This is a genomic window from Pseudomonas sp. NFACC43 (assembly GCF_900119645.1).
Lineage (GTDB): Bacteria > Pseudomonadota > Gammaproteobacteria > Pseudomonadales > Pseudomonadaceae > Aquipseudomonas.
Window position 1 is genome coordinate 805,558 of sequence record NZ_FPKK01000001.1, and the last position, 24,156, is coordinate 829,713.

A 24,156-nucleotide genomic window follows, 5' to 3' on the forward strand; every position below is an offset into this window, starting at 1 on the left:
GGCATTGTCCAGCCGAGGTAGACCATGCTGATTCCCCACGACCAACTCGAAGTCGACACGCTGACTCGCCTGATCGAGGACTTCGTGACTCGCGACGGCACCGACAACGGTGACGACACGCCCCTGGAGACGCGTGTATTGCGGGTCAGGCAAGCCCTGGCCAAGGGCCAGGCGATGATCGTCTTCGATCCTGAAAGCGAACAGTGCCAATTGATGCTCAAGCACGACGTGCCCAAGCATCTATTTGACTGAACACGCCCTGTCGACCGCAGACGCCTTGGGCGTGGCCCGGGCTTTCTTCTTCTGGATCCTTTCGTAGATTTCGAAGCGATGCACATCGATGTGCCGTGGCGCTTCCACGCCGAACCGCACGGTGGTGCCGTTGACCGAGAGCACCCGCACGGAAATGTCGTCACCGATGGAAATCAGTTCACCCACAGCACGGCTTAATACGAGCATGGTTCTTGTCCTTAAGAATGTCTGGACCTCGACCATGCCCGGCCGCTTTGGTGTTCACAAGACAACGACAAGAATTCAGTAACCCCCTACAAACAGGGCTCCTGCGACTGACGGAAACGTCCTGCAAAACCCTGTCGAATCGCCCGGATGTCAGGAAGCCGAAAAACGAGGACCGAACAGGATGACGCTGGCGCCCAACACGCAGAGCGCCACGCCTATCCAGTCGGAACCCAGGGGCCTGGCACGCTCGACCACCGCCAGCCAGCCGATGGAAGCGATGATATAGATACCGCCATAAGCGGCGTAGGCACGCCCGGCATAGGTCGCTTCGATGCGGGTCAACAGCAGGGCGAACAGCGTGAGGCTGAGCAGCGCTGGCACGATCCACCAGGCACTCTTGCCCTGGCGCAGCCACATCCAGAAGGCGTAGCAGCCGGCGATTTCAAACAGCGCGGCGAGGAAGAACCACAGGTAATTGAGCATGCACGTGTCCATCAGGAGGGCCGGATGGCGCCATCCTGAGGACACCGGGCGCTCAGGTCAACTCGAGCCCTGGCGGGCCTTGGCGCGCATCTTGTCGGCCATGGCGGTCATTTCATCGTACAGCAGCTGCGGATTCTTCTGCTTCATCGCCCAGGCCATGCGTCCCTGTTCGTGCGGCAGGATCATGAACTCCCCCTGGTCCACTTGCCGATAGATGTAATCGGCGATATCGGCGGCGGTGATGGGCGAGCTTTCCAGCAACTTGCCCACCTGGGCTTTCATCGCCGGGGTCGGGCCACGGAAAGAATCCAGCAGGTTGGTCTGGAAGAACGACGGACAGACCACGTGCACGCCGATTTCCTGCTGTGCCAGTTCCACCAGCAGGCTTTCCGACAATGCCACCACGCCGGCCTTGGCCACGTTGTAGTTGCTCATGGCTGGCCCCTGCATCAGCGCCGCCATGGAGGCGATGTTGATGATCTTGCCACGACTTTTCTCCAGTAACGGCAGGAAGGCCTTGCAACCCTTGACCACCCCCATGAGGTTGATCGCGATCTGCCAGTCCCAGTCCTCCAGCGACAGTTCGCTGAAAAAACCGCCGGAAGCCACGCCAGCGTTGTTGACGATGATATCGATGCCGCCGAGCTTCTCTTCACACGCTTGGGCAAACGCCGTCAGTTGGCTGTAGTCACGCACATCGCAGCGCTGCACGAAACCGTCACCACCGGCGTCGCGCACCAACCTGAGGGTTTGTGCAAGGCCGGGCTCACTGACATCCGACAAGGCCAGGTGCCAGCCTTCGCGGGCCCAGCGCAGCGCGATTTCGCGACCCAGGCCTGAGCCGGCACCGGTAATCATCATGCGATTTTGCATAGGAAACAGCCTTGTTGTTCCGGGAGAGATGCAGCCGAGTGTAGCGAAGGACCCGTCACGGCCCACGCACCATTAGATTGCTGAATAGCCGGGGCAAACCGTAATGGGTTTTGATCGGGCTGACCGCCTGCCATCACCCGACGGGCCTCGAAGTTCAGGCCTGTCCTGCCTCCGCAGTCATCAATTTCCTCTCCCCCCTGTTCGCGACAAGGCCGGAAGATTCATCCTTTGGAAAAACCGCGATAAGCAGCGCCCCTTCAAATACTAAAAAACTTTGAATTTTTTACAGGACGTTACGGTCGGACTAAATAAGCCCGCCCGGTTTCAATGCAGCGCGCTGGCAGTTGAAAAGTTGTCTCACTCCAAAACTGACCAATAAGGAAAAGCAACAATGGGCACAATACTTATCATCATTCTGATCCTCCTCTTGATCGGTGGCCTGCCGGTCTTTCCGCACTCCAGAAGTTGGGGTTATGGTCCATCCGGTATCATCGGCGTAGTGTTAGTGGTGCTGTTGATATTGCTGTTACTGGGCAAGATATGAACCGCCGGGCTCTGTTTGAAAAGTCTTGAAACGAAGGTCAGGCAAGGCGAAAACCGGCGAGGAACGGCCGGGGTCGCCTCGGCTTTACTGGGGTAAGTGAGCATTGCGATCGGACTCGCGCACGAGCCGGTTTTCAACGCAGCATGAACGAGTATCAAGACTTCTCGGAAAGAGTCCATGCAAAAAAAAAGAGGCCTTCTTCAAGGCCTCTTTTTTTATGCTCGTCGGACTCAGTCCGGCGTACCGTGAATCACTCCAGCGGTGTTATCGATCAAGCTCTTGGTGGCGGTTTGCAAGAACGCCTCCAGCTCGAGCTTCATCTTCGCCGCATCGGGCGAGTCCTGGATAACGGCTGCACGAGGGTTGGCTCCCAGTTCATAACTGAACAGTTTCGCGTCCATGCCCTTGTCCCTGGGTACCATCAGGACCTTGTCACCGCGCAGGATAGCCGTGGTCTGGTCACTGCCCGATGGCTTGATCACGCCAAAACCGCTGTCCCCTTCCGGCAGGTTCAGCAGATCGCGCCCCCAGCACTGGTGACGCACCTGGCCACCGATCCGCCCCATGATTGTCGGTACGATATCGACCTGGGTGCCCACGGTATGGTTACGCTGGCCGAACTTTTCCTGGATGCCCGGACCGATCAACAGCATCGGCACGTTGAACCGGCCCAGGTCCATTTCGGAGATCTGACGCTCGTTGCCGAAGCCATGGTCGCCGACCACGACGAACAGCGTTTCCTTGAAGTAAGGCTCCTTGCGGGCCTTCTCGAAGAACTGTCCCAGGGCCCAGTCGGAGTAGCGCATGGCGGTCAGGTGTTCGTTCAGGCTGCCCCGGTCGGTAACCCGCTCCACCGGCAAGGGCGTTGGCAATGCGTACGGCGTGTGGTTGGACAAGGTCTGCAGCAAGGCATAGAACGGCTTGCCGTTCTCCCGCGCCTTGAGCTCGATCAGGCCGCGATCGAACATGTCCTGGTCGGACACGCCCCAGGTCGGATCGGAGAATACCGGGTTCACGAAATCGTTACGCCCGATGAAGTTGGTCATGCCCTGGTTGCTGAAGAAGCCCGACTGGTTGTCCCAGGCGAAATCGCCGTTATAGACATACACATCGTCGTAGTCTCGGGCGCTGAGCAGCTGTGGCAGGCCCGACAATTTATGACTGCCCTCCGGCGTCTGCATCAGGTACTCGAAACCCGGCAGGTTCGGGAAGCAGGCCATGGTGGCGAACATACCCTGGTGGGTGTGGGTGCCGTTGGAGAAGAAACGGTCGAACAACAGGCCTTCCTTGGACAGCTTGTCCAGGTAAGGCGTGATGTTGCCAGGAGCGCCAAGGGCGCCCACCGAATGCCCCGCCATGCTCTCCATGAGAATCACGACCACGTTCTTGATCGGCAGGGTCTTGTCGGCTGGCGGCGTGTAGTCCCGGCGTACGGCGGCAGTATCGGTATCCACCAGCTTGTCGTCGGGCATCACCAGCATGTCACGCACGGTCTGTTGCGCCAGGGGCTGCTCCAGCGTGGCTTTCCAGATGTTGTCACGGTCCTCGGACAGCCGGCTCTTGGCGGCCGCCACCAGGGACAGAGTGCCATTGAGACCCAGCTGGTTGGCGAAGTTCGAATCGGTGGTGTAGACGTCGCCCCAACGCAGGGGTGGCCCCTGGCGCAGGGTGCCGCGCGCAGCGGTCACGGCCACCAACAGGCAGACCATGAATACCGCAACGCGTCCGTACCACGGGGCGATCTGGCGCGTACCGATGCTGCCACCGCTGAAAGGGCCACGTGGCCGCGTGGCACGATCGGCAGCCTTGAACGCCAGGCTGAGAATGATGGTTCCGCCGGCCCAGGCCAGCAGGTAGCGCACCACCGGGAAACCGTACCAGAGCATGCTCATCACGGTCTTCGGGTCTTCCTTCACGTATTGGAAGACCAGGCCGTTCAAACGCTGGTGGAATTCACGGTAGAAGTCCATTTCCATCAGGCCCAGGAACAGGGCGATGCTGGAGGTGAGCGTCAGCCAGAAACGAAAGAATCCGCGAGCGGCCATGGCCCGGACGCTGAACAGCGACAGCAGCAGCGGGATACTGAGATAGACCACCAGCCTCAGGTCGAAGCGCAGGCCGTTGGCAAAGGCCTCGACAAAGGTCGAAGCCGGGGTGTCGAGGATCATTTCGCGGTTATAGACCAGCAGCGCCACGCGCAGCAGGCTGAACATCACCATCATCACCAGGGCACAGAGCAAGGTATAGGCCAGGTGTGATTTGACGGTCGGTTGCAGCAGGCGATGCGTGCTTCGCCGCGTGCTCAAGGCGTCCGGAATTGCCATGTCGTTTTAGGACCTATTGGAGTGAGTGTGACAAAGGAACAACGGCGTACCCCTCTGTCGACCAAAGGGGGTTGCGCAGAGGGGGCAGATGTTGCACGAACGGCCAAGGCATTGCCATTAAATAACCGACGGCAATAAAAGCGCGGGGATTTTCCAAAAGTTCTCGTGAAAATTTCGTTCAATGCATATTCAGAAACAAAAAAGCCCGGCCTGCCGGGAAAACTGTGGTGAGGGGATTGATCCCTTCACCACAGGGGCCTTTGTTCAATGAAATTGCCGCCCGAGGCCCGCCGGTACGCCTTCTATGGTGGTGGCTTCCCAGGGGCCGTTCGGGCTGACGGAACGGCTCCAACCGTTGTCCCAGCGGTAGTAGGTACGTTGGCGGTAGAAAGTGTTGGTCTGGTTATCCAGCACATAGACCCCAAGCTTTGCATCCCAATGGCTGTTGCCACCCGGTGGCGGGGCAAAACTGGCGGAAGTGCGCGGCAGCGGCTTGGCCGGTTTGTTCGGCGTTACCGGTTTGCCCGGCGCGGTCGAGGGTGCCGGCTTGGTCGCCGGGCCGGAAGGCGGGATGGGTGGTAGCGGCGCCGAAGGCTCCGGCGGGCGATGGACCGCACAAGCGCTCAGGCCCAGAACGAGCGAAAGCAGGGTGATACGAGCGAGGGCGGTCATGGTGCGAGTTCCTGTCATTGGTCCGGGCTGTCGATAGTCAGTTGCTGCGGCGTCGTGGTGCTGCTAGCCAGGGGCTGGCTGCGGCCGATCCACTCGCCGGCGGTCGGTTGACCGGCGCGGGAGATACGCGCCACCAGTTGGACTTCGGGGAAGTTCGACAGTTTCAGTTGCGGCATCATCGCGTCCGCGTCGCCCAGCTCGACGCTGGCAGGCAGGTCGGCGACCGTCAGGCGCTTGGCCGCCAGCGGCGCCGGTGGGCCGGAGACGGCGCGGGCGAAGATGAACACGCTGTCGCCTGGCTGTACCTTGGCCTTGAGCGCCGGGGCCAGGTCGACGCGCACCTTGAGTAGCGCGGCGGCCTTGGCAGCCACGGCCGGACCCTGGGCGACCTTGCCACCACTGGCCTGGAGCTTCTCGGTGGCACGAGCGATGCCGCCTTGCAGTGCCTCGCGGGATTTATCGCCTTGCGGCAACTGCTCCAGCAGGCGCCCCCAGTAATCGATAGCGTCCTGATAGCGCTCGCCTTCGAACGCGGCGATCCCCAGCAGGCCCAGGCTGGTGACTTCCTTGGGATCGAGCTTCAGGGCTTCGTCGGTCAGGGCCTGGACCTTGTCCGACCATTTCTTGCCATCGGCGAAATACTGCGCCTGGGCCCATTGGCCGAGCAACTCGGGCTGCCGGCCGGCCACCGCGACGGTGCGCTCGAAGATTTTCGCCGCATCCGCCGGGCGGTCCTGGGCCATGTAGGTGCGACCGAGGAAGTACAAGCCTTCGGCGTTATCCGGTTGCGCCGCCACCGCCCGTTCCAGGCGCTGGGTCATGTCTTGCATCGACTGCGGCGCCTGGGCGAATTCGCGGGTCAGTTCGACCTTGTCGCTGGCCCCGAAATGCAAGTACAGCCCCAGCCCCAGCACCGGGACCAGCACGGCGGCCAGCAACGGCAATGGTTTGCCCAGCCGCGATTCCCGTGGCGCATCGACGCCCTCGGTGTCGGCAAGCAGTTCCCGGGCGGCTTCGGCGCGACCGGTGTCCAACTGCGCGGCGTTGAGCACGCCTTCCGCCTGCTCGGCCTGCAGTTCGGCAACGCGCTCCTGATACAACGCCACGTTGAGCGCGGTGCGGTCCTCTTCCCGCTGGGCACGGCGCCCCCGCAACACAGGGATCAACAGAAAACTCAGGGCAACCAGGAGAAGCAGACCTGCGGCGAGCCAGAAATCAATCATGCTTGGTTTTATCCAACAGTTGGTCGAGGCGCTGGCGCTCTTCGACGGAAAGCGAATCGGGGGCCGCAGTGCGCTGGACCCGGCGGCGACGCACGATCACCGCGATGATGACGAAACCGCCCAGCAGCAACCCGGCGGGGCCGAACCACAGCAGCGCGGTCCTGGAACTCAAGGCCGGGTTGTAACGCACGAACTCGCCGTAGCGGTCCACCATGAAATCGACGATCTGCTGGTTGCTCTTGCCTTCACCGAGCATGCGGAAGATTTCCTTGCGCAGGTCGGCGGCAATCGGAGCATTGGAATCGGCGATGTCCTGGTTCTGGCACTTGGGGCAGCGCAGTTCCTTGGTCAGTTCGCGAAAGCGCTCTCGCTCGCCCTCGTTGGCGAACTCGTAGGTATCGATGGCGGCATGGGCCACCCCGGCCAGGCTCAGGCCGAGGACCGCCGCGGCTAGCCAACGCTTCATGGCTTGGCCTCGTCCACCAGCGCCTGGTACTTGGCGGCCAGTTTCTCGCGCCAGACCTGTTCGTCGATCACACCGACGAACTTGTCGCGGATGACCCCCTTGGCGTCGATGAAGAAGGTTTCCGGCGCCCCGTAGACCCCCAGGTTCAGGCCCAGGGAGCCCTCCTCATCACGGATGTCCAGTTGGTACGGATTGTGGAATTCGGCCAGCCATTTCAAGGCGTCGGCGTTGACATCCTTGTAGTTCACGCCATAGATCACCACGCCGTTCTGGGCCAGCTTGTTCAGCACCGGATGTTCGACCCGGCAGGAAATGCACCAGGTGCCCCATACGTTGACCAGCGCGGGCTTGCCCAGCAGGTCGGCGCGGGTCAGGGTTCGGTCACCCTGGACCGACGGCAGGGAGAACTCCGGAAATGGCTTGCCGATCATCGCCGATGGCAACTCGGCCGGGTTCAGGTAAAGCCCCCGGAACAGAAAGACCGCCACCACCAGGAACAGCGCCAGCGGCAACAGCATCAACCAACGTTTCATGCAGTGGCTCCCGTTGCGCCCAGGGCTTCGCGCACCCGGGTCTTCACCTTGACTCGATATCGCCGATCCAGTGCCGCCAGCGCCCCGCCCAGGCCGGTGAGCAGGCCACCGAACCAGATCCAGCGTACGAACGGCTTGACGTGCACCCGCACGGCCCATGCACCGTCACCCAGGGATTCGCCCAGCGCCACGTAGAGGTCGCGGGTGAAACCGGCATCGATCCCGGCTTCGGTCATCACCGAGTTCTGTACGGTATAAAGGCGTTTCTCGGGATGCAGTACCGTCACTTCCTGCCCATTGCGAATGACCCGCACGGTGCCCTTGTCGGACGTGAAGTTCGGCCCTTCGAAATGCCTGGCCCCTTCGAAGACGAACTGGTAGCCCCCAAGCTCCATGGACTCGCCCGGCGCCAGGCGCAGGTCGCGCTCGGCGCTGTTCTGGCTGGACAGCACCACGCCCAGGGCGCAGACGGCGATGCCCAGGTGGGCGATCTGCATGCCCCAGTAGCTGCGGGTCAGGGTCGGCAGGCCCTTGATCAGGCCTTTGTGGCGGGTCTTGTCGAAGATGTCGCGTACACCGGCCAGCAACACCCAGGCAGCCAGCACGAACGTCGCCAGCACCGCCCAGTTGAAGTCGCCATAGGCGATCCCGGCCACCACGGCCAGGGCAGCGGTGCCCAGCAGCACCGGTGTGAGCATTCCCACCAGCCACTTGACCGGGGTGTCCTTCCAGCGCACCAGCACACCAACCGCCATCACCACCATCAGGATCGCCATCAGCGGGATGAACAGCGCATTGAAGTACGGCGGCCCTACCGAAAGCTTGGCACCGGAAAGCGCATCGAGCACCAGCGGGTACAAGGTCCCCAGCAGGATCATCGACGCAGCGACCACCAGCACCAGGTTGTTGCCCAGCAACAGGGTTTCCCGAGACCAGAGGTTGAAGCCGACCTGGCTCTTGACCACCGGAGCGCGCACCGCGAACAGCGTCAGCGAACCACCCACCACGAACAGCAGGAAGATCAGGATGAACACGCCACGCTCGGGGTCCGAGGCGAAGGCATGCACCGACGTCAGCACCCCGGAACGCACTAGGAAGGTTCCCAGCAGGCTCAGGGAAAACGCCGCGATGGCCAGCAGTACCGTCCAGCTCTTGAAGACGCCACGTTTTTCCGTGACGGCCAGGGAGTGAATCAGCGCCGTGCCCACCAGCCAAGGCATGAAGGAGGCGTTCTCCACCGGGTCCCAGAACCACCAGCCACCCCAGCCGAGCTCGTAATAGGCCCACCAGGAACCGAGGGTGATGCCGATGCCGAGGAAGGCCCAGGCGACGATGGTCCACGGCCGCGACCAGCGGGCCCAGGCGGCATCGAGGCGGCCACCCAGCAAGGCGGCAATGGCGAAGGCGAAGGCCACGGAGAAACCGACATAGCCCATGTAGAGCATCGGCGGATGGACGATCAGGCCGATGTCCTGCAGCAGTGGGTTGAGGTCACGACCGTCCACGGGCACCTGGGGCAGGATCCGCTGGAACGGGTTGGACGTGACGATCAGGAACAGCAGGAAACCGGTGCTGATCATGCCCATCACCGCCAGCACCCGGGCCAGCATCACCTGGGGCAATTGCCGGGAAAACACCGACACCGCGAAGGTCCAGCCGCTGAGGATCAATGCCCACAGCAGCAGTGACCCCTCGTGGGCACCCCATACGGCACTGAACTTGTAGTACCAGGGCAAGGCGCTGTTGGAGTTGCTGGCCACGTATGCCACGGAAAAATCGTCGACCATGAAGGCATAGGTCAGGCAACCGAAGGCAAACACCATGAACGCGAACTGGCCCCACGCCGCCGGCTGGGCCAGGCCCATCCACAGGCGGTCACCGCGCCAGGCGCCGAGCAACGGCACCACCGCCTGGACCAGGGCCAGGCACAAGGCCAGGATCATGGCCAGATGGCCCAATTCGGGGATATAGAGTCCTGCGCTCATGGATCAGCCTTCCTTCACGGGAGTGGGGGCCGATTGGCCGCTTTCTTTCAAGGCCTTGGTCACTTCCGGCGGCATGTACTTCTCATCGTGCTTGGCCAGCACTTCGTCGGCCACCACCACACCGTCGGCATTGAGCTTGCCCAGGGCGACGATGCCCTGCCCTTCGCGGAACAGATCCGGGAGAATGCCCCGGTAGGTGATGGTCACGGTCTTGTTGAAGTCGGTGACGTTGAAGGTCACGTCCAGCGAATCCCCGGAGCGTACCAGGGAGCCCTTCTCCACCATCCCGCCGGCGCGGATGCGCGTGTCCTTGGGAGCTTCGCCATTGGCGATCTGGGTCGGGGTGTAGAACAGGTTGATGTTCTGCTGCAAGGCGCTGAGGGCCAGGCCGACCGCGGCACCGACACCCACCAGGATCGCAAGGATGATGACAAGACGCTTTTTGCGCACCGGATTCACTGACCACTCTCCCGGCGCAAACGACGCGCCTCTTGTTGCAGATACCGCTTGCGGGCCAGGATCGGCACCGCCACGTTGAGAACCAGTACCGCCAGGCAGATGCCATAAGCTGACCAGACATACAGGCCGTGATGGCCCATGGCGAGGAACTCGCCGAATGAAGCGAAACTCATCGAGCGGCCTCCAGGCTGTTCTGTACTTCGGCCTTCACCCAACTGGCCCGGGCTTCGCGCTTGAGCACTTCCAGGCGCATGCGCAGCAACAGCACCGCGCCGAAGAAACAGTAGAAACCCAGCGCGGTCAGCAGCAACGGCAGCCACATCTCCATCGGCATCGCCGGTTTCTCGGTGAGGGTGAAGGTGGCGCTCTGGTGCAGGGTGTTCCACCATTCCACCGAGTACTTGATGATGGGGATGTTGATCACCCCGACAATCGCCAGCACCGCACAGGCCTTGGCGGCGCTCTCACGATTGCTGATGGCGTTGCCCAGCGCAATAAGACCGAAGTACAGGAAAAGCAGGATCAGCATCGACGTCAGCCGGGCATCCCAGACCCACCACGAGCCCCAGGTCGGCTTGCCCCAGATGGCGCCGGTGACCAGCGCCACGGCGGTCATCCAGGCACCGATGGGGGCGGCGCACTGCAGGGCCACGTCAGCCAGCTTCATCTTCCAGACCAGCCCCACCACACCGCACACCGCCAGCATCACGTAGATGGACTGGGCCAGCACCGCCGTGGGAACGTGGATGTAGATGATGCGGAAACTGTTGCCCTGCTGGTAATCCGGTGGCGCGAAAGCCAGGCCCCAGACCACGCCGCTGCCAATCAGCAGCACGGCGGCGATGCTCAGCCAGGGCAATAACCTGCCACTGATGCCATAAAACCATTTGGGTGAGCCGAGCTTATGAAACCAGGTCCAATTCATTGCTGTTTCCATCACGGTCGCGGCTCGCTGTCACGAACCGCCGGGTCTGCCTTTACTTCACAGGAAGTGGTCAATTTTTGACCAGGCCTAGTTATTATTCGCCGACGCTGATCTTCAGGCCAGCGGCTATTGCAAAGGGTGTCAGGGTTATCGCCAGGGCGGTCAGGCTCCCAAGCCACAGCAGATAACCGGTTGCCGGCATGCCTTGCAGCGCCGCCTGCAAGGCGCCACTGCCCAGGATCAGGACCGGGATATACAACGGCAGGATCAAGAGCGCCAGCAACAGGCCGCCGCGCTTCAACCCCACCGTCAGTGCCGCACCTACGGCCCCCAGCAGGCTCAGCACCGGCGTACCCAGCAACAGCGACACCAACAGCACCGGCATGCAGGCCGCAGGCAACCCCAGCATCATCGCCAGGAGCGGTGAGAGCAAGACCAGCGCCAGGCCGGAAAAAACCCAGTGTGCCAGTACCTTGGCCAAAACCAGAAGGGCCAGGGGGTGCGACGAAAGGACCCACTGTTCCAGCGATCCGTCCTCGAAATCACTGCGGAAAAGCCCGTCCAGCGAGAGCAGGACCGATAAAAGCGCTGCCACCCAGACCAGGCCTGGCGACAAGGTTTGCAACAATTGAGTCTCGGGGCCGACCGCCAGGGGGAACAGCGCAATGACGATCGCAAAAAAGACCAGCGGATTGGCCAGTTCGGCCGGACGGCGGAACAACAGACGCGCTTCGCGGGCAAGCAACAGGCCAAACACAGTCATACGGCCCAATTCCCCAGATCGATATTGCGGTAGCCGGACGGCATCCGGGTCAATGTATGGTGGGTGGTCAGCAACACCGTGCCGGCGTTTTCGCAGTGCCGGGCCAGATGTTCCTCCAGCTGCGCCACCCCTTGCTTGTCCAGGGCGGTGAATGGTTCGTCGAGGATCCACAACGGCGGGCTGTCCAGGTATAGACGCGCCAGGGCCACGCGGCGCTGCTGGCCGGCGGACAGGGTATGGCACGGCACATCCTCGAAACCACGCAGCCCCACTTGCGCCAATGCCTGCCAGATCGCTTCCCGTGTGGCGGGCCGATGCAGCGCACAGAGCCAGCTGAGGTTTTCCTCGGGAGTCAACAGATCCTTGATACCGGCGGCGTGGCCGATCCAGAGCAGGTTGCGAGCCAGCTCGCCGCGCTGGCTGTGCAACGGCTGGCCGTTGAGCAGCACCTGGCCTGCGGTGGGCTGCATCAACCCGGCCAACAGGCGCAACAGACTGGTCTTGCCGCTACCATTGGGCCCACTGACTTGCACCATATCGCCCGGCGAGAGTCTCAATTCGAGGTGTTCGAAAAGCAGCCGCAAGTCTCGCTCACAGGCGAGGCCGACGGTTTGCAAAAGAGGACTGGTCAAGGGATCGCGGGCCTTATACGGTTCAAGTCGGCGGTGCTGCGGCCGTTAAAGAAGTGCAGCATAGATGCTTTGAGGGCCTGTTCCACAGAGCTGCGTCAAACAATGACGAGATTTTCGCCACTCCCTGAAAATACGGGCGGCATTATACATGCCGAGCTTTACATTTCCCCAAGGTCAAAGCGCAAATGACAGGCGACATGAACATCCAGCCACTGCCCCAGGCCACGGCAACGACACGTGCGCCGATGGTCAGCGGTGAGCTGCTCAAGCTGCTCACGCCCGCCGCAGGCTTGATCGCCACCGGCCAGACGGCCCAGGCCGAAGTCCTGTCCCTCAAGCAGGCGGACCAGACATTCCAGCTCTTGCTCAAGGTCACCCTGGAAAGCGGCCGCCAGACCACGGTACAGGCCACCAGCAGCCAGCCGCTGCCTCAGGGCACCAGCCTGGCGGTGACCCAACCATCGGCCAGCAACCTGGCGATTACCGTGCAACAGGCCCTCGCTTCCAGCGTCGCGACCCTCACGCGGATCGACACCAGCCAGATGCCGGTGGGCACCTTGCTGCAAGGCAAGGTCATCACCAGCCAGGCCTTGCCACAGGCCCCAGGGCAACCGGTGGTCTATCGATCGCTGGTGAGCCTGCTCAACACCGCCCAGGCCGGCCGAACCCTGGATATCGACAGTCCCCGGCCGCTGCGTATCGGCACGTTGCTCAGCGCCCAGGTACAGGATGCCCAGACACTGAAGTTCATCCCGCTGAGCAACCGCCAGGAACAACTGGCTGTGAGCCAGCAACTGGTGACCCAGGTCAGTCGCCAGGGCTCGCTGGACAGCCTGATCAGCGCCCTGCAGAACCTGCCCGTCACCGATGACACGGGTAGCGAGCTGCGCGCCGTGGTGACGCGCCTGTTGGCCAGCCTGCCGGATGTCCAGCAACTGAGCACCCCCAAGGGCCTGGCCCAGGCCCTGGCCGCCAGCGGTGCGTTCCTGGAGAGCAAGCTGCTGGCCGGGCAACCCCCTGCCCTGGCACCGGACCTCAAGGGCGACCTGCTGAAGCTGGTCGCACAGCTGACACCGGCCCTGCCCGCCTCCACCAACCTGAGCGCGATCATCGCTGCCAATACCCTGGCCCAGGCACTGCCCAGTTTCGTGCGCAACGCCCTGGGCACCCTTGGCCAGGTCAGCGCCAAGCCGCAGCCCACCAGCTTTCCCCTGCCCTCGCGCCTGTTGAAAGAGCAGGACGACGAAGGTGATCTCGAACATTTGCTGCGCCTCGCCGCGGCCGCCGTGTCGCGCCTGCAGAGCCACCAACTGTCGAGCCTGGAACAGACCGGCCTGACCGACGACGGTCGCCTGATGAGTACCTGGCAACTGGAAATCCCGATGCGTAACCTGCAGGACATCGTGCCCTTGCAGGTCAAGTTCCAGCGTGAGCAAACCCCACCCCGGGAGCAGTCGAACGAGCCTCGGGAAGAACGCGAGCCCCGACAACAGCAGCTCTGGCGGGTCGAACTGGCGTTCGACATGGAGCCGCTGGGGCCGCTACAGGTCCAGGTCCAGTTGCTCAGCGGCAGCCTGTCGAGCCAGTTGTGGGCGCAACGCCCCTATACCGCCAGCCTGATCGAAAGCAATCTGGCGGCCCTGCGTGAACGCCTCGTGACTTGCGGCCTGAACGTGGGCGACCTCGATTGCCATCTCGGCACCCCGCCCCAGGGCCCCAAGACCCGGCTCGAACAGCGCTGGGTGGACGAAACCGCATGACGACCCACACCGAACCCCGCCAGGCCATTGCCCTCAAGTACGATGGCCAGCATGCCCCGACCCTCACCGCCAAGGGCGACGAAGCCCTGGCCGAGGAAATCCTGCGCATCGCCAGGGAAAGCGAAGTACCGATCTATGAGAATGCCGAGCTGGTGAAATTGCTGGCTCGCCTGGAGCTGGGGGACAGTATCCCGGAAGAGTTGTATCGCACGATTGCCGAAATCATCGCGTTCGCCTGGACCCTCAAGGGCAAGTTTCCCAAGGGTTTTGATCCGAACGCGCCGAGTGTCGAGAAAGACGTGACGGATCGCGGAGACGATTACTGAGGCAACGAGGGGGCACCACTGCGCCTCGACTGGCACCCACGGTGGGCGGTGGTATTTATTCCCACTGGGACGCAAAGCGGCCCTGAAACCTCAGCACAGGGCGTGGCAGATGGAACGCGGCGTCTTGCTTGGGGTTGCTGCGCAAACCAGCGAGGATGAATTCCCTCGCCACAGGGTGGCGTTTCGCTGAACATCGGCTTGCATCCGACTCGGTGGCGAGCGCCAGAAAAGCCTGTGGGAGCGAGCCAGCTCGCTCCCACAGGCGATTGGGGCGAAGCGGTCAGCCGCCTCTATGCAGCTTGCTCATCAATTCCGCTTCGGCCTGGGTCAAGCCGCAGGCCTGGGTCAGTTCGTCGACGCTGGCGCCCATGCCGACCAGACGCGCGGCCTGGGCGAAAGAAAGGCTCGAGGGGTCGCGCTGTTCCAGCTGGGCCAGCTTGTCCGGCAACGGGCCGACCACGGCGCGCAGTTCATGGAGGGCTTCGCCCATGCGCACGGTGCCGTTCTGGTAATCGTCGACACGCTTGGCCAGGTCCTTGATGCGCTGATCGCGCAGCGCATCGCCCTGGGCCTGCTGCGCGGCGATCTGCCGCTGGGCGCGGATGTAGGCCAGGAACATCGCCAGCGTACCGGCCCAGAACAGGAACAGGACAATGACTGCTACCTCAAGGATCAAATCAGATACTCTCCAGTTCCGACCATTCTTCTTCGCTCATCATTTTTTCCAGTTCGACCAGGATCAGCAACTCGTTGTTCTTGTTGCACACGCCCTGGATGAACTTGGCCGATTCTTCGTTACCGACGTTAGGCGCGGTTTCGATTTCCGACTGACGCAAGTAAACCACTTCAGCGACGCTGTCCACCAGGATACCGACCACTTGCTTGTCGGCCTCGATGATCACGATACGGGTGTTGTCGTTGACTTCAGTGGAGTTCAAGCCGAAACGCTGGCGAGTGTCGATCACCGTGACTACGTTGCCACGCAGGTTGATGATACCCAGCACATAGCTGGGCGCACCCGGTACCGGAGCGATCTCGGTATAGCGCAGCACTTCCTGCACGCGCATCACGTTGATGCCGTAGGTTTCGTTATCGAGCTTGAAGGTGACCCATTGCAGGATCGGATCTTCGGAACCCTTGAGAGACGACGCCTTATCATTCATACCCTGACCCCTCGAAAAACCGCCTGTGGCGGTGTGTTCTGCCCCGTGACGCCCTGCGTCGCCGGTTGTGTTATTTCGGTTTCTGGACCGGCTTGGTGCCGCCCAGGTGTTTTGCCCCGCCGCTGGCGATCAGCTCGGCCAGCTCGGAAACGTCCAGCAAGGCGCACATGTGCTCGATCACCGTACCGGCCAGCCATGGCCGTTGCCCTCGATGGCTGCGCCACTTGATTTCGTTCGGGTCCAGGCGCAACGAGCGACTGACCTGATGCACCGCCAATCCCCACTCGTAGCCCTGCACCGAAATCACGTACTGAAGGCCCTGGCGGAAATCGTCGCGATAACGATCCGGCATCACCCAGCGCGCGGTATCCAGCACCTTCAGGTTGCCGGCCTGGCTGGGCAGGATCCCGAGGAACCATTCCGGCTGGCCGAACAACGGCGTCAATTCCTGCCCGGCCAGGGAATAAATCGATCCCAGGCAAACCAGCGGCACCGCCAGGGTCAACCCGGCCACATCGAACAACAGGCACTCGAACGCCTCGGCGGCCCAGGCCGGACGGTCGTTTCCCGGCACCGGTGGCGGCGGGCTGCTCGGCGGCAGGTGAACTTCCACCACCGGCTTGACCAGGCCCTGCAACAACGGCGCAACGGTCGAGACCGGCGCCAGGATTGGCGCGGGTACCTCCATCACTTTCACGGCCGGCTCTATCGACGGCGCTTCGACCACCGGAGCCTTGGCCACCGGGGCAACCACGGGCTTGCGTGCATCACGGGCCTGCTCTTCGAGCACGGCCGCCTGGAATTCATCCAGTACACCCTCGGCTTCGACGGACCCAGGCAAGGCCTCGATCACGCTCGGCGGCGGTGGCAATTCTTCGGTCGCTTCCTGCAACAGCCCATCCAGATAAGACTGCAGGGCCATTTGCGGACGCGAGGTTGTCTTGATCGGGCGGTTCATTGGAACAGTGCGCCCCATATGAATGTTATCGGCATGGATGCCATGGGACTTGAGCCTGCGATGATTCTGGACGCGTTCAATCAGGCCACCTGCTGTGGAACGAGCTGCTGGGCCAGGAGATGCTTGAGCAGCGCGCGGTAAGCCAGCACGCCACGGCTCTTGCCATCGAACTGCGAAGGGGTCAGGCCGGCGCGACTGGCATCGCGCAGGCGCGTGTCCACCGGGATGTAGCCTTGCCAGATGTCATCGGGATACATGTCGCGCAATACCCGCAGGGTGCCCATAGAAGCCTGGGTGCGCCGGTCGAACAGGGTTGGCACGATGTTGAAGGCCAGCGATTGCTTGCGCGAGCGGTTGACCATCGCCAGGGTGTTGACCATCCGCTCCAACCCCTTGACCGCCAGGTGCTCGGTCTGTACCGGGATCACCAGTTGCTGGCTGGCCGCCAAGGCATTGACCATCAGCAAGCCAAGCAACGGCGGGCTGTCGATGATCGCGTAATCGAAATCCTGCCACAGTTGCGCCAGACTCTTGGCGATCACCAGGCCCAGGCCGCTCTGGCCAGGCGACTGGCGCTCCAGGGTGGCCAGGGCGGTGCTGGACGGCAGCAGGGAAATCCGCTCGTCGCTGGTGGACAACAGCAACTGCCCGGGCAAGCCCTCGGGCACGCTGCCCTTGTGCAGGAACAGGTCGTAGTTGCTGTGCTCCAGGCTATCGGGATCGTAGCCAAAGTAACTGGTCATCGAGCCGTGCGGGTCCAGATCGACAATGACCACGCGCTTGCCCGCCTCGGCCAGCAATCCGGCTAAAGCGATGGAAGAGGTGGTTTTACCCACGCCCCCTTTCTGATTGGCAACTGCCCAGACTCTCATTCGGATCGTTCCTCCCGGCCGAAACAGGCTCGACCGAGAAATAGCTCGGTTATAAAGCGGGTGACGGAGAATTGACGGCGCTCGGTCTTCCCGGTGTGTTGACCGAGGTCGGTGCAGTTTGTGTGCCAGCCCGCTTCAATGCCGCATCCGGCGTCGCATGGGCCGTGCCGGTACCGGTCAGGCTGCGGCGCACGTCGAGGTTGCGCGACACCACCAGCACCACCCGCCGGTTGCGCGCACGCCCCTCGGCAGTGGCATTGTTGGCCACCGGCTGGAACTCGCCGTACCCCACCGATGCCAGGCGGCCAGGATTCACGCCCTGCATGGCAAGCATGCGCACGATACTGGCCGAACGGGCCGAGGACAGCTCCCAGTTGGTCGGGTACTGCGCGGTGCGGATCGGCTGGTCGTCGGTGAAGCCTTCCACATGAATCGGGTTGTCGAACGGCTTGAGGATCGCCGCCACCTTGTCGATGATGTTGAACGCCATGTCACTGGGCATCGCATCGCCGCTGCCGAACAACAGGCTGGAGTTGAGCTCGATCTCCACCCACAGCTCATTGCCGCGCACGGTCATCTGGTTGGAACTGATCAGGTCGCCGAACGCGGCGCTGATGTCGTCGGCAATGCTTTTCAGCGGATCGCTGCCGCCGGCGATGCCGGCATCCACCTGCTCGGCGTCCCTGACCAACGGCTTGGCCGGCGTCGTGGTCTTGGGGCGTTCGTCGCCGATGGGGATAGGCTTGAGGGCGCGGTCCGAGTCGGTAAAGACGCCGAGCAGCGCTTCGGAAATCACCTTGTACTTGCCTTCGTTGACCGACGAGATCGAGTACATCACCACGAAAAAGGCAAACAGCAAGGTGATGAAGTCGGCGTAGGAAACCAGCCAGCGTTCGTGGTTGACGTGCTCTTCATGCTGTCTGCGGCGTGCCATTGTCCCTATCCCCCATCAGTCCATGAAGCCCTGGAGCTTCAACTCGATGGAACGCGGGTTCTCACCCTCGGCGATGGACAGGATGCCCTCCAGCAACATTTCACGATAACGCGACTGGCGCAGGGCGATGGCCTTGAGCTTGGCGGCGATGGGCAGCAACACCAGGTTGGCGCTGGCCACGCCATAGATCGTGGCGACGAAAGCCACGGCGATACCATTGCCCAGTTGCGATGGATCGGCCAGGTTACCCATCACGTGGATCAGGCCCATGACCGCACCGATGATGCCGATGGTAGGTGCGTAGCCGCCCATGCTTTCGAACACCTTGGCTGCTTCGATGTCACGGCTTTCCTGGGTATAGAAATCCACTTCCAGGATGCTGCGGATGGCTTCCGGCTCGGCGCCGTCCACCAGCAGCTGCAGGCCTTTGCGCGAATAGCTGTCCGGTTCGGCGTCAGCCACCCCTTCCAGACCGAGCAAGCCCTCCTTGCGGGCGGTCAGGCTCCAGTTCACGACGCGATCGATGCCACCGGCCAGGTCGACCCGTGGCGGGAACAGGATCCAGACCAGCACCTGCATGGCGCGCTTGAAGGCGCTCATGGGTGACTGCAGCAAAGCGGCCCCAATGGTGCCGCCCAGCACGATCAACGCGGCCGGGCCGTTGGCCAGGGCCCCGAGATGGCCGCCTTCCAGATAATTGCCACCGATGATGGCGACGAACGCCATGATGATGCCGATCAGGCTGAGCACATCCATTACAGGCACGCCTCGACCAGGTGTCTACCGATATCGTCCAGGCCATATATCCCGTCGGCCAGGTCCGCTTTGACAATCGCCATGGGCATGCCATAGATCACGCAGCTGGCTTCGTCCTGGGCCCAGATCGTGCTGCCGCCCTGCTTGAGCAGGCGCGCGCCTTCGCGACCATCGGCCCCCATGCCGGTGAGCACCACCGCCAGAACTTTGTCGCCGTAGGATTTCGCGGCGGAACCGAAGGTGATATCCACACAAGGCTTGTAGTTCAGGCGCTCGTCGCCAGGGAGGATTTTCACCGCGCCACGGCCATCGATCATCATCTGCTTGCCACCCGGCGCCAGCAGCGCCAGGCCGGGACGCAGGACATCGCCATCCTCGGCTTCCTTGACGCTGATGCGGCAGAGCTTGTCCAGGCGCTCGGCGAATGCCTTGGTGAACGCGGCGGGCATGTGCTGGATCAGCACGATGGGGGCCGGGAAATTGGCCGGCAACTGGGTCAGGACCCGCTGCAGCGCCACCGGACCACCGGTGGAAGTACCGATGGCGACCAGTTTGTAGGCCTTGCGCTTGGGCGCCGGCGACGAGGCCGTGGCGGCGGGCGCGGCACGGGTTGGCGCAGCAGGCGCAGCGCTGCGCGCCGGCGCCGGATTGAAACCACCCGATGAAGCCGGGGCAGGCGCAGGCGCGGACACCGGCGCCGGGGCCGGTGGGCTGTAGGCACTCACGCGCCGGTTGCTGCGGGAAATGCTGTGGACCTTCTCGCAGAGCAACTGCCGGACCTTGTCGGGGTTGCGCGAGATGTCCTCGAAATTCTTCGGCAGGAAATCCACCGCGCCGGCGTCCAGCGCATCGAGGGTCACCCGGGCGCCTTCGTGGGTCAGCGAGGAGAACATCAATACCGGGGTCGGGCAGCGCTGCATGATATGCCGCACGGCGGTGATGCCATCCATCATGGGCATCTCGTAGTCCATGGTGATCACGTCCGGCTTGAGGGCCAGGGCCTGATCGATCGCCTCTTTGCCGTTGGTCGCGGTGCCGACGACCTGAATACTCGTATCCGCTGAAAGAATTTCCGAGACGCGGCGGCGGAAGAACCCCGAATCGTCCACCACCAGGACTTTAACTACCATAAACACTCCGTTAGACGAGGCGCGGCCCTGGGCCACGCCCCCCAGAATCAAATACGCCGTGTGGCGTAACGCTTGAGCATGCTTGGCACATCGAGGATCAGCGCGATGCGGCCGTCGCCAGTGATGGTGGCGCCGGACATGCCCGGGGTGCCCTGGAGCATCTTGCCCAACGGCTTGATGACCACTTCTTCCTGGCCCACGAGCTGGTCGACGACGAAGCCGATCCGCTGGGTACCGACCGAAAGGATCACCACATGGCCTTCGCCCTGCTCCACATGGGCGGCGGAGCTGACCAGCCAGCGCTTGAGGTAGAACAGCGGCAGCGCCTTGTCCCGCACGATCACCACTTCCTGGCCGTCCACCACGTTGGTCTTCGACAGGTCGAGGTGGAAAATCTCGTTGACGTTGACCAATGGGAAGGCGAAGGCCTGGTTGCCCAGCATCACCATCAGGGTCGGCATGATCGCCAGGGTCAGCGGCACCTTGATGAGGATCTTCGAGCCCGAACCCTTGACCGAATGAATGTTGATCGAACCGTTGAGCTGGGAGATCTTGGTTTTCACCACGTCCATGCCCACGCCACGGCCCGATACGTCGGAAATCTCGGTCTTGGTGGAGAACCCCGGGGCGAAGATCAGGTTGTAGCACTCGGTGTCGCTGAGGCGGTCGGCGGCATCCTTGTCCATCACACCGCGTTTCACTGCGATGGCCCGCAATATCTCGGGGTCCATGCCCTTGCCGTCGTCGGAGATCGACAGCAGGATGTGATCACCCTCCTGCTCGGCGGCCAGGATCACCTTGCCGCTGCGGACCTTGCCGGCGGCCTCGCGCTCTTCCGGCGACTCGATGCCGTGGTCGACCGCGTTGCGCACCAAGTGGACCAGCGGGTCGGCCAAGGCCTCGACGAGGTTCTTGTCCAGGTCGGTTTCTTCACCCACCAGTTCCAGGTTGATTTCTTTCTTGAGCTGGCGAGCCAGGTCTCGTACCAGGCGCGGGAAGCGCCCGAAGACTTTCTTGATCGGCTGCATCCGGGTCTTCATGACCGCGGTCTGCAGGTCGGCGGTGACCACGTCGAGATTCGACACCGCCTTGGACATGGCTTCGTCCTGGCTGTTGAGGCCCAGGCGCACCAGACGGTTACGCACCAGCACCAGTTCGCCGACCATGTTCATGATCTCGTCCAGGCGCGCGGTGTCGACCCGAACGGTTGTCTCGGCTTCGCTGGTCGGTTTTTCCGCTGGCGCGGCAGCGGCTGCGCGAGCAGGTGCCGGGGCGGCTGGCTTGGCCGCGGCCGCCGGCGCAGGCGTCTCGGCCTTGGCTTGGGGCGCCTTGCTTTCCGGCGCCTTGGCAGCGGGCTTGGGCGCAGCCTTGGCGGCCGGCGCGGCCGTCGATGCGGCAGTGGCGGTACCGACTTCGCTGAACTTGCCTTTGCCGTGCAGTTCGTCGAGCAGCGATTCGAATTCCTGGTCAGTGATCAGGTCGCTGCCGGCCGCCGCGGCGGATGGTTTGTCCGAGCCCGGTGCAGAAGCGATGGCCGACTCCAGCGCGTCAACGGCGAACGTGCCCTTGCCATGCAACTGGTCGAGTAGCGCTTCGAATTCATCGTCGGTGATGTCGGAGTTGTCGCCTGCCGCGCTGGGGGCCGCAGGTGTTGGCGTCGGGGCGACGGCATCCGGGGCGAACTGGCCCTTGCCGTGGAGCTGGTCGAGCAGCGACTCGAACTCGGCATCGGTGATTTCGTCGCTGGCCGTGCCATCGGCGGCTTGCGCCGCTGGCGCTACCGGGGCCTGGACCTGGGCTTCAGCCTTGACGGCGCTCAGGGAGTCCAGCAGTTGTTCGAATTCGTTATCGGTGATATCGCCCGACTCTTGCGCCACCGGTTCTTCGGCGACAGGCTCTTCGACAGCGGGTTCTTCAGCCGGAGCGGCTTCGTCGGCCGATTGCGGCTCGGCCAGGCGCGACAGCGCGGCGAGCAGCTCAGGCGTGGCAGGGGTAATGGGCGAGCGCTCGCGCACTTCGCTGAACATGCTGTTGACCGCATCCAGTGCTTCAAGCACCACGTCCATCAGCTCCGAGTCAACGCGACGCTCACCCTTGCGCAGGATGTCGAACACGTTCTCGGCAATGTGACAGCACTCCACCAGCTCGTTGAGCTGGAGGAAGCCGGCGCCTCCTTTTACAGTGTGGAAACCGCGAAAAATTGCATTGAGCAGATCCGCATCGTCAGGCCGGCTTTCCAGCTCGACCAGTTGTTCGGACAGTTGCTCTAGAATCTCGCCGGCCTCAACCAGGAAATCCTGAAGGATCTCTTCATCGGCGCCGAAGCTCATTAATGGCTGCTCCTAAAACAGGTAGGTCGTGATGACGGTTAATCCCGGATCGCATTGGTGTCGTGAGCGTGCCCGGCAAGGCTTGCAACGCAGCATGGCGCGCTCTGGACTCCAACCTCTCGGGGTGCGCCCCACAAGGCGCAATCCGTCGTTACTCGTCGTTCATTTGGTAAGACCAAACCACACTCCTCGTGCCTGGGTCTTGCGCCTTGTGGGGCACGGCGCGATCGGTATTAACCGTTATCACGACCTACAAACTCAAAATCCAAGGCTGGACAACAAATCGTCCACGTCGTCCTGACCGGATACAACGTCTTCTCTTTTATCGGCATGAATTTGCGGACCTTCACCCTGGGAGAGATGTTTTTTTGGATCTTTTTCAGCGAGCATCGCCGCACGGTCATGTTCGATGCCCGCAAAGCGGTCCACCTGACTGGCCATGAGCACGAGTTTGAGCAGATTGCTTTCGACTTCGGTGACCAGTTGGGTCACGCGCTTGATCACCTGCCCGGTCAGGTCCTGATAGTCCTGGGCCAGCAGAATGTCGTTGAGGTTGTTCGCCACGGCGCGGTTGTCGGCGCTGCTGCGTGTCAGAAAACCGTCGACACGGCGAGCCAGCTCCCGGAATTCCTGAGCCCCGACCTCCCGCCGCATGAACCGACCCCAATCGGCGCTCAGGGCCTGGGCTTCGTCGCCCAGGCCGTTGACCAGGGGCGTAGCGCTTTCCACCAGGTCCATGGTGCGGTTGGCCGCGGCCTCGGTCAGCTTGACCACGTAGGACAGGCGCTCGGTCGCGTCGGTGATCTGCGAGACCTCCTCGGCCTGCGGCATGTTCGGGTCGATCTGGAAATTGACGATTGCGCTGTGCAGTTCACGGGTGAGCTTGCCGACTTCCTGGTACAGACCACGATCCCGGGTCTGGTTGAGCTCGTGGATCATCTGGACAGCGTCGCCGAAGCGGCCTTTTTCAAGGCTATCGACCAGTTCGCGGGCATGTTTTTTCAGGGTCGATTCGAAATCGCCCATTGAAGATTCGTTATGCTCCATAGCTCCCCCGTGGCGCCATTAACCGATGCGTTCGAAGATTTTCTCGATCTTCTCTTTCAACGCCTGGGCCGTGAAGGGTTTGACCACATAGCCGTTCACACCGGCCTGGGCCGCTTCGATGATCTGCTCGCGCTTGGCTTCGGCGGTGACCATCAGCACGGGAAGGTGCTTGAGTTTTTCATCGGCGCGTACATGACGCAGCAAGTCGATACCGGTCATGCCGGGCATGTTCCAGTCAGTCACCAGAAAGTCGATGCTCCCGCTGTTGAGGACCGGGATGGCGGTGGTGCCATCGTCGGCCTCAACCGTGTTGGTGAACCCAAGGTCACGCAACAGGTTCTTAATGATCCGCCGCATCGTTGAAAAATCGTCAACGATGAGGATTTTCATGTTCTTGTCCAATTCGACCTCCAAGCAGTCTTAAACGTGTCCAGCACCTGAACGCGCCATTTCAATCAATCCGGCACAACACTCGACAACGGTCCGGTGCGCACCGTACGGCGACTGATGGGAACTTGCCCCGCCAACCTCGTCCGCTG

Annotated in this window: 28 protein-coding genes; 4 read left to right on the forward strand and 24 right to left on the reverse strand. The window is 62.4% G+C overall.

Features of this window, described 5'->3' with window-relative positions; translation table 11 throughout:
- The first annotated feature begins 24 nt into the window (after positions 1-24).
- Positions 25-252 carry a YheU family protein gene (locus BT179_RS03450; RefSeq protein WP_072389429.1) on the forward strand — a complete coding sequence of 76 codons (228 nt, stop codon included), beginning with the start codon at positions 25-27 and terminating at the stop codon, positions 250-252.
- On the opposite strand, the gene csrA is transcribed toward BT179_RS03450, so the two are convergent.
- From csrA to BT179_RS03465, 3 genes are all read right to left on the reverse strand, one after another.
- Positions 241-459, reverse strand: coding sequence for a carbon storage regulator CsrA (csrA, locus tag BT179_RS03455; protein ID WP_072389431.1), 219 nt, complete (start codon positions 457-459; stop codon positions 241-243). The two genes, BT179_RS03450 and csrA, sit on opposite strands and share 12 nt — an antisense overlap.
- Positions 460-609: 150 nt before the next feature.
- Entirely contained in the window at positions 610-942 is a 333-nt protein-coding gene (locus BT179_RS03460; protein ID WP_072389433.1) for a YnfA family protein, read from the reverse strand.
- Between the two features lie 57 nt (positions 943-999).
- On the reverse strand, positions 1,000-1,815 hold the full coding sequence (locus BT179_RS03465; protein WP_072389435.1) for an SDR family oxidoreductase: 816 nt from the start codon (positions 1,813-1,815) through the stop codon (positions 1,000-1,002).
- 391 nt (positions 1,816-2,206) lie between these two features.
- On the opposite strand from BT179_RS03465, the gene BT179_RS03470 reads away from it, so the two are divergent.
- Entirely contained in the window at positions 2,207-2,359 is a 153-nt protein-coding gene (locus BT179_RS03470) for a DUF3309 family protein (protein WP_018606531.1), read from the forward strand.
- A 230-nt stretch (positions 2,360-2,589) separates the two neighbouring features.
- Here the strand turns inward: BT179_RS03470 and BT179_RS03475 are convergent, their stop codons facing one another.
- The 11 genes from BT179_RS03475 to ccmA all read right to left on the reverse strand — a co-directional run bounded on the left by BT179_RS03475 (position 2,590) and on the right by ccmA (position 12,341).
- Positions 2,590-4,683, reverse strand: coding sequence for an LTA synthase family protein (locus BT179_RS03475; protein WP_072430264.1), 2,094 nt, complete (start codon positions 4,681-4,683; stop codon positions 2,590-2,592).
- A 264-nt stretch (positions 4,684-4,947) separates the two neighbouring features.
- A complete protein-coding gene (locus BT179_RS03480) occupies positions 4,948-5,355 on the reverse strand; it encodes a hypothetical protein (RefSeq protein WP_072389439.1) in 408 nt (135 codons plus the stop codon).
- A gap of 14 nt (positions 5,356-5,369) precedes the next feature.
- Positions 5,370-6,578 carry a c-type cytochrome biogenesis protein CcmI gene (ccmI, locus tag BT179_RS03485; protein ID WP_072430263.1) on the reverse strand — a complete coding sequence of 403 codons (1,209 nt, stop codon included), beginning with the start codon at positions 6,576-6,578 and terminating at the stop codon, positions 5,370-5,372.
- Complete coding sequence (locus tag BT179_RS03490; protein ID WP_072389443.1) at positions 6,571-7,044, reverse strand: cytochrome c-type biogenesis protein; 474 nt, start codon at positions 7,042-7,044, stop codon at positions 6,571-6,573. The genes ccmI and BT179_RS03490 overlap by 8 nt, the downstream gene beginning before the upstream one ends.
- Positions 7,041-7,577 (reverse strand): DsbE family thiol:disulfide interchange protein, encoded by a 537-nt coding sequence (locus BT179_RS03495; RefSeq protein WP_072389445.1) that lies wholly within the window; start codon positions 7,575-7,577, stop codon positions 7,041-7,043. Before BT179_RS03495 ends, BT179_RS03490 begins: the two co-directional genes overlap by 4 nt.
- Positions 7,574-9,562, reverse strand: coding sequence for a heme lyase CcmF/NrfE family subunit (locus tag BT179_RS03500; RefSeq protein ID WP_072430262.1), 1,989 nt, complete (start codon positions 9,560-9,562; stop codon positions 7,574-7,576). The genes BT179_RS03495 and BT179_RS03500 overlap by 4 nt, the downstream gene beginning before the upstream one ends.
- Positions 9,563-9,565: 3 nt before the next feature.
- Complete coding sequence (gene ccmE / locus BT179_RS03505) at positions 9,566-10,021, reverse strand: cytochrome c maturation protein CcmE (RefSeq protein ID WP_072389449.1); 456 nt, start codon at positions 10,019-10,021, stop codon at positions 9,566-9,568.
- Positions 10,018-10,194 (reverse strand): heme exporter protein CcmD, encoded by a 177-nt coding sequence (gene ccmD / locus BT179_RS03510; protein ID WP_072389451.1) that lies wholly within the window; start codon positions 10,192-10,194, stop codon positions 10,018-10,020. The genes ccmE and ccmD overlap by 4 nt, the downstream gene beginning before the upstream one ends.
- Positions 10,191-10,946, reverse strand: a complete 756-nt coding sequence (locus tag BT179_RS03515; protein WP_072430261.1) for a heme ABC transporter permease — start codon at positions 10,944-10,946, stop codon at positions 10,191-10,193. Before BT179_RS03515 ends, ccmD begins: the two co-directional genes overlap by 4 nt.
- A gap of 94 nt (positions 10,947-11,040) precedes the next feature.
- Positions 11,041-11,709 carry a heme exporter protein CcmB gene (ccmB, locus tag BT179_RS03520; protein WP_053154995.1) on the reverse strand — a complete coding sequence of 223 codons (669 nt, stop codon included), beginning with the start codon at positions 11,707-11,709 and terminating at the stop codon, positions 11,041-11,043.
- Complete coding sequence (gene ccmA, locus BT179_RS03525) at positions 11,706-12,341, reverse strand: cytochrome c biogenesis heme-transporting ATPase CcmA (RefSeq protein WP_072430260.1); 636 nt, start codon at positions 12,339-12,341, stop codon at positions 11,706-11,708. Before ccmA ends, ccmB begins: the two co-directional genes overlap by 4 nt.
- Positions 12,342-12,526: 185 nt before the next feature.
- Between ccmA and BT179_RS03530 the strand changes: the two genes are divergently transcribed.
- Together BT179_RS03530 and BT179_RS03535 are read left to right on the forward strand one after the other, a co-directional pair.
- The gene (locus tag BT179_RS03530) at positions 12,527-14,101 is read left to right on the forward strand and encodes a flagellar hook-length control protein FliK (protein ID WP_072389458.1); all 1,575 of its coding nucleotides are present in this window, start codon (positions 12,527-12,529) and stop codon (positions 14,099-14,101) included.
- Positions 14,098-14,427, forward strand: coding sequence for an EscU/YscU/HrcU family type III secretion system export apparatus switch protein (locus BT179_RS03535; RefSeq protein WP_072389460.1), 330 nt, complete (start codon positions 14,098-14,100; stop codon positions 14,425-14,427). Before BT179_RS03530 ends, BT179_RS03535 begins: the two co-directional genes overlap by 4 nt.
- A 280-nt stretch (positions 14,428-14,707) precedes the next feature.
- Here the strand turns inward: BT179_RS03535 and BT179_RS03540 are convergent, their stop codons facing one another.
- From BT179_RS03540 to BT179_RS03585, 10 genes are all read right to left on the reverse strand, one after another.
- Positions 14,708-15,103 carry a DUF2802 domain-containing protein gene (locus BT179_RS03540; protein ID WP_072389462.1) on the reverse strand — a complete coding sequence of 132 codons (396 nt, stop codon included), beginning with the start codon at positions 15,101-15,103 and terminating at the stop codon, positions 14,708-14,710.
- A 1-nt stretch (position 15,104) separates the two neighbouring features.
- Complete coding sequence (locus BT179_RS03545; protein WP_024778681.1) at positions 15,105-15,590, reverse strand: chemotaxis protein CheW; 486 nt, start codon at positions 15,588-15,590, stop codon at positions 15,105-15,107.
- Between the two features lie 70 nt (positions 15,591-15,660).
- A complete protein-coding gene (locus tag BT179_RS03550) occupies positions 15,661-16,548 on the reverse strand; it encodes a CheW domain-containing protein (protein WP_072389464.1) in 888 nt (295 codons plus the stop codon).
- Between the two features lie 80 nt (positions 16,549-16,628).
- Complete coding sequence (locus BT179_RS03555; protein ID WP_053154985.1) at positions 16,629-17,420, reverse strand: ParA family protein; 792 nt, start codon at positions 17,418-17,420, stop codon at positions 16,629-16,631.
- Between the two features lie 49 nt (positions 17,421-17,469).
- Positions 17,470-18,354 carry a flagellar motor protein MotD gene (gene motD, locus BT179_RS03560; protein WP_072389466.1) on the reverse strand — a complete coding sequence of 295 codons (885 nt, stop codon included), beginning with the start codon at positions 18,352-18,354 and terminating at the stop codon, positions 17,470-17,472.
- A gap of 15 nt (positions 18,355-18,369) precedes the next feature.
- Entirely contained in the window at positions 18,370-19,110 is a 741-nt protein-coding gene (locus BT179_RS03565; protein WP_072389468.1) for a flagellar motor protein, read from the reverse strand.
- A complete protein-coding gene (locus BT179_RS03570) occupies positions 19,110-20,240 on the reverse strand; it encodes a protein-glutamate methylesterase/protein-glutamine glutaminase (protein ID WP_072389471.1) in 1,131 nt (376 codons plus the stop codon). The genes BT179_RS03565 and BT179_RS03570 overlap by 1 nt, the downstream gene beginning before the upstream one ends.
- Before the next feature lie 47 nt (positions 20,241-20,287).
- On the reverse strand, positions 20,288-22,570 hold the full coding sequence (locus tag BT179_RS03575; protein ID WP_072389473.1) for a chemotaxis protein CheA: 2,283 nt from the start codon (positions 22,568-22,570) through the stop codon (positions 20,288-20,290).
- A gap of 258 nt (positions 22,571-22,828) precedes the next feature.
- On the reverse strand, positions 22,829-23,617 hold the full coding sequence (locus BT179_RS03580; RefSeq protein WP_072389475.1) for a protein phosphatase CheZ: 789 nt from the start codon (positions 23,615-23,617) through the stop codon (positions 22,829-22,831).
- Between the two features lie 18 nt (positions 23,618-23,635).
- A complete protein-coding gene (locus tag BT179_RS03585; protein WP_003183998.1) occupies positions 23,636-24,007 on the reverse strand; it encodes a chemotaxis response regulator CheY in 372 nt (123 codons plus the stop codon).
- Positions 24,008-24,156: the final 149 nt, after the last annotated feature.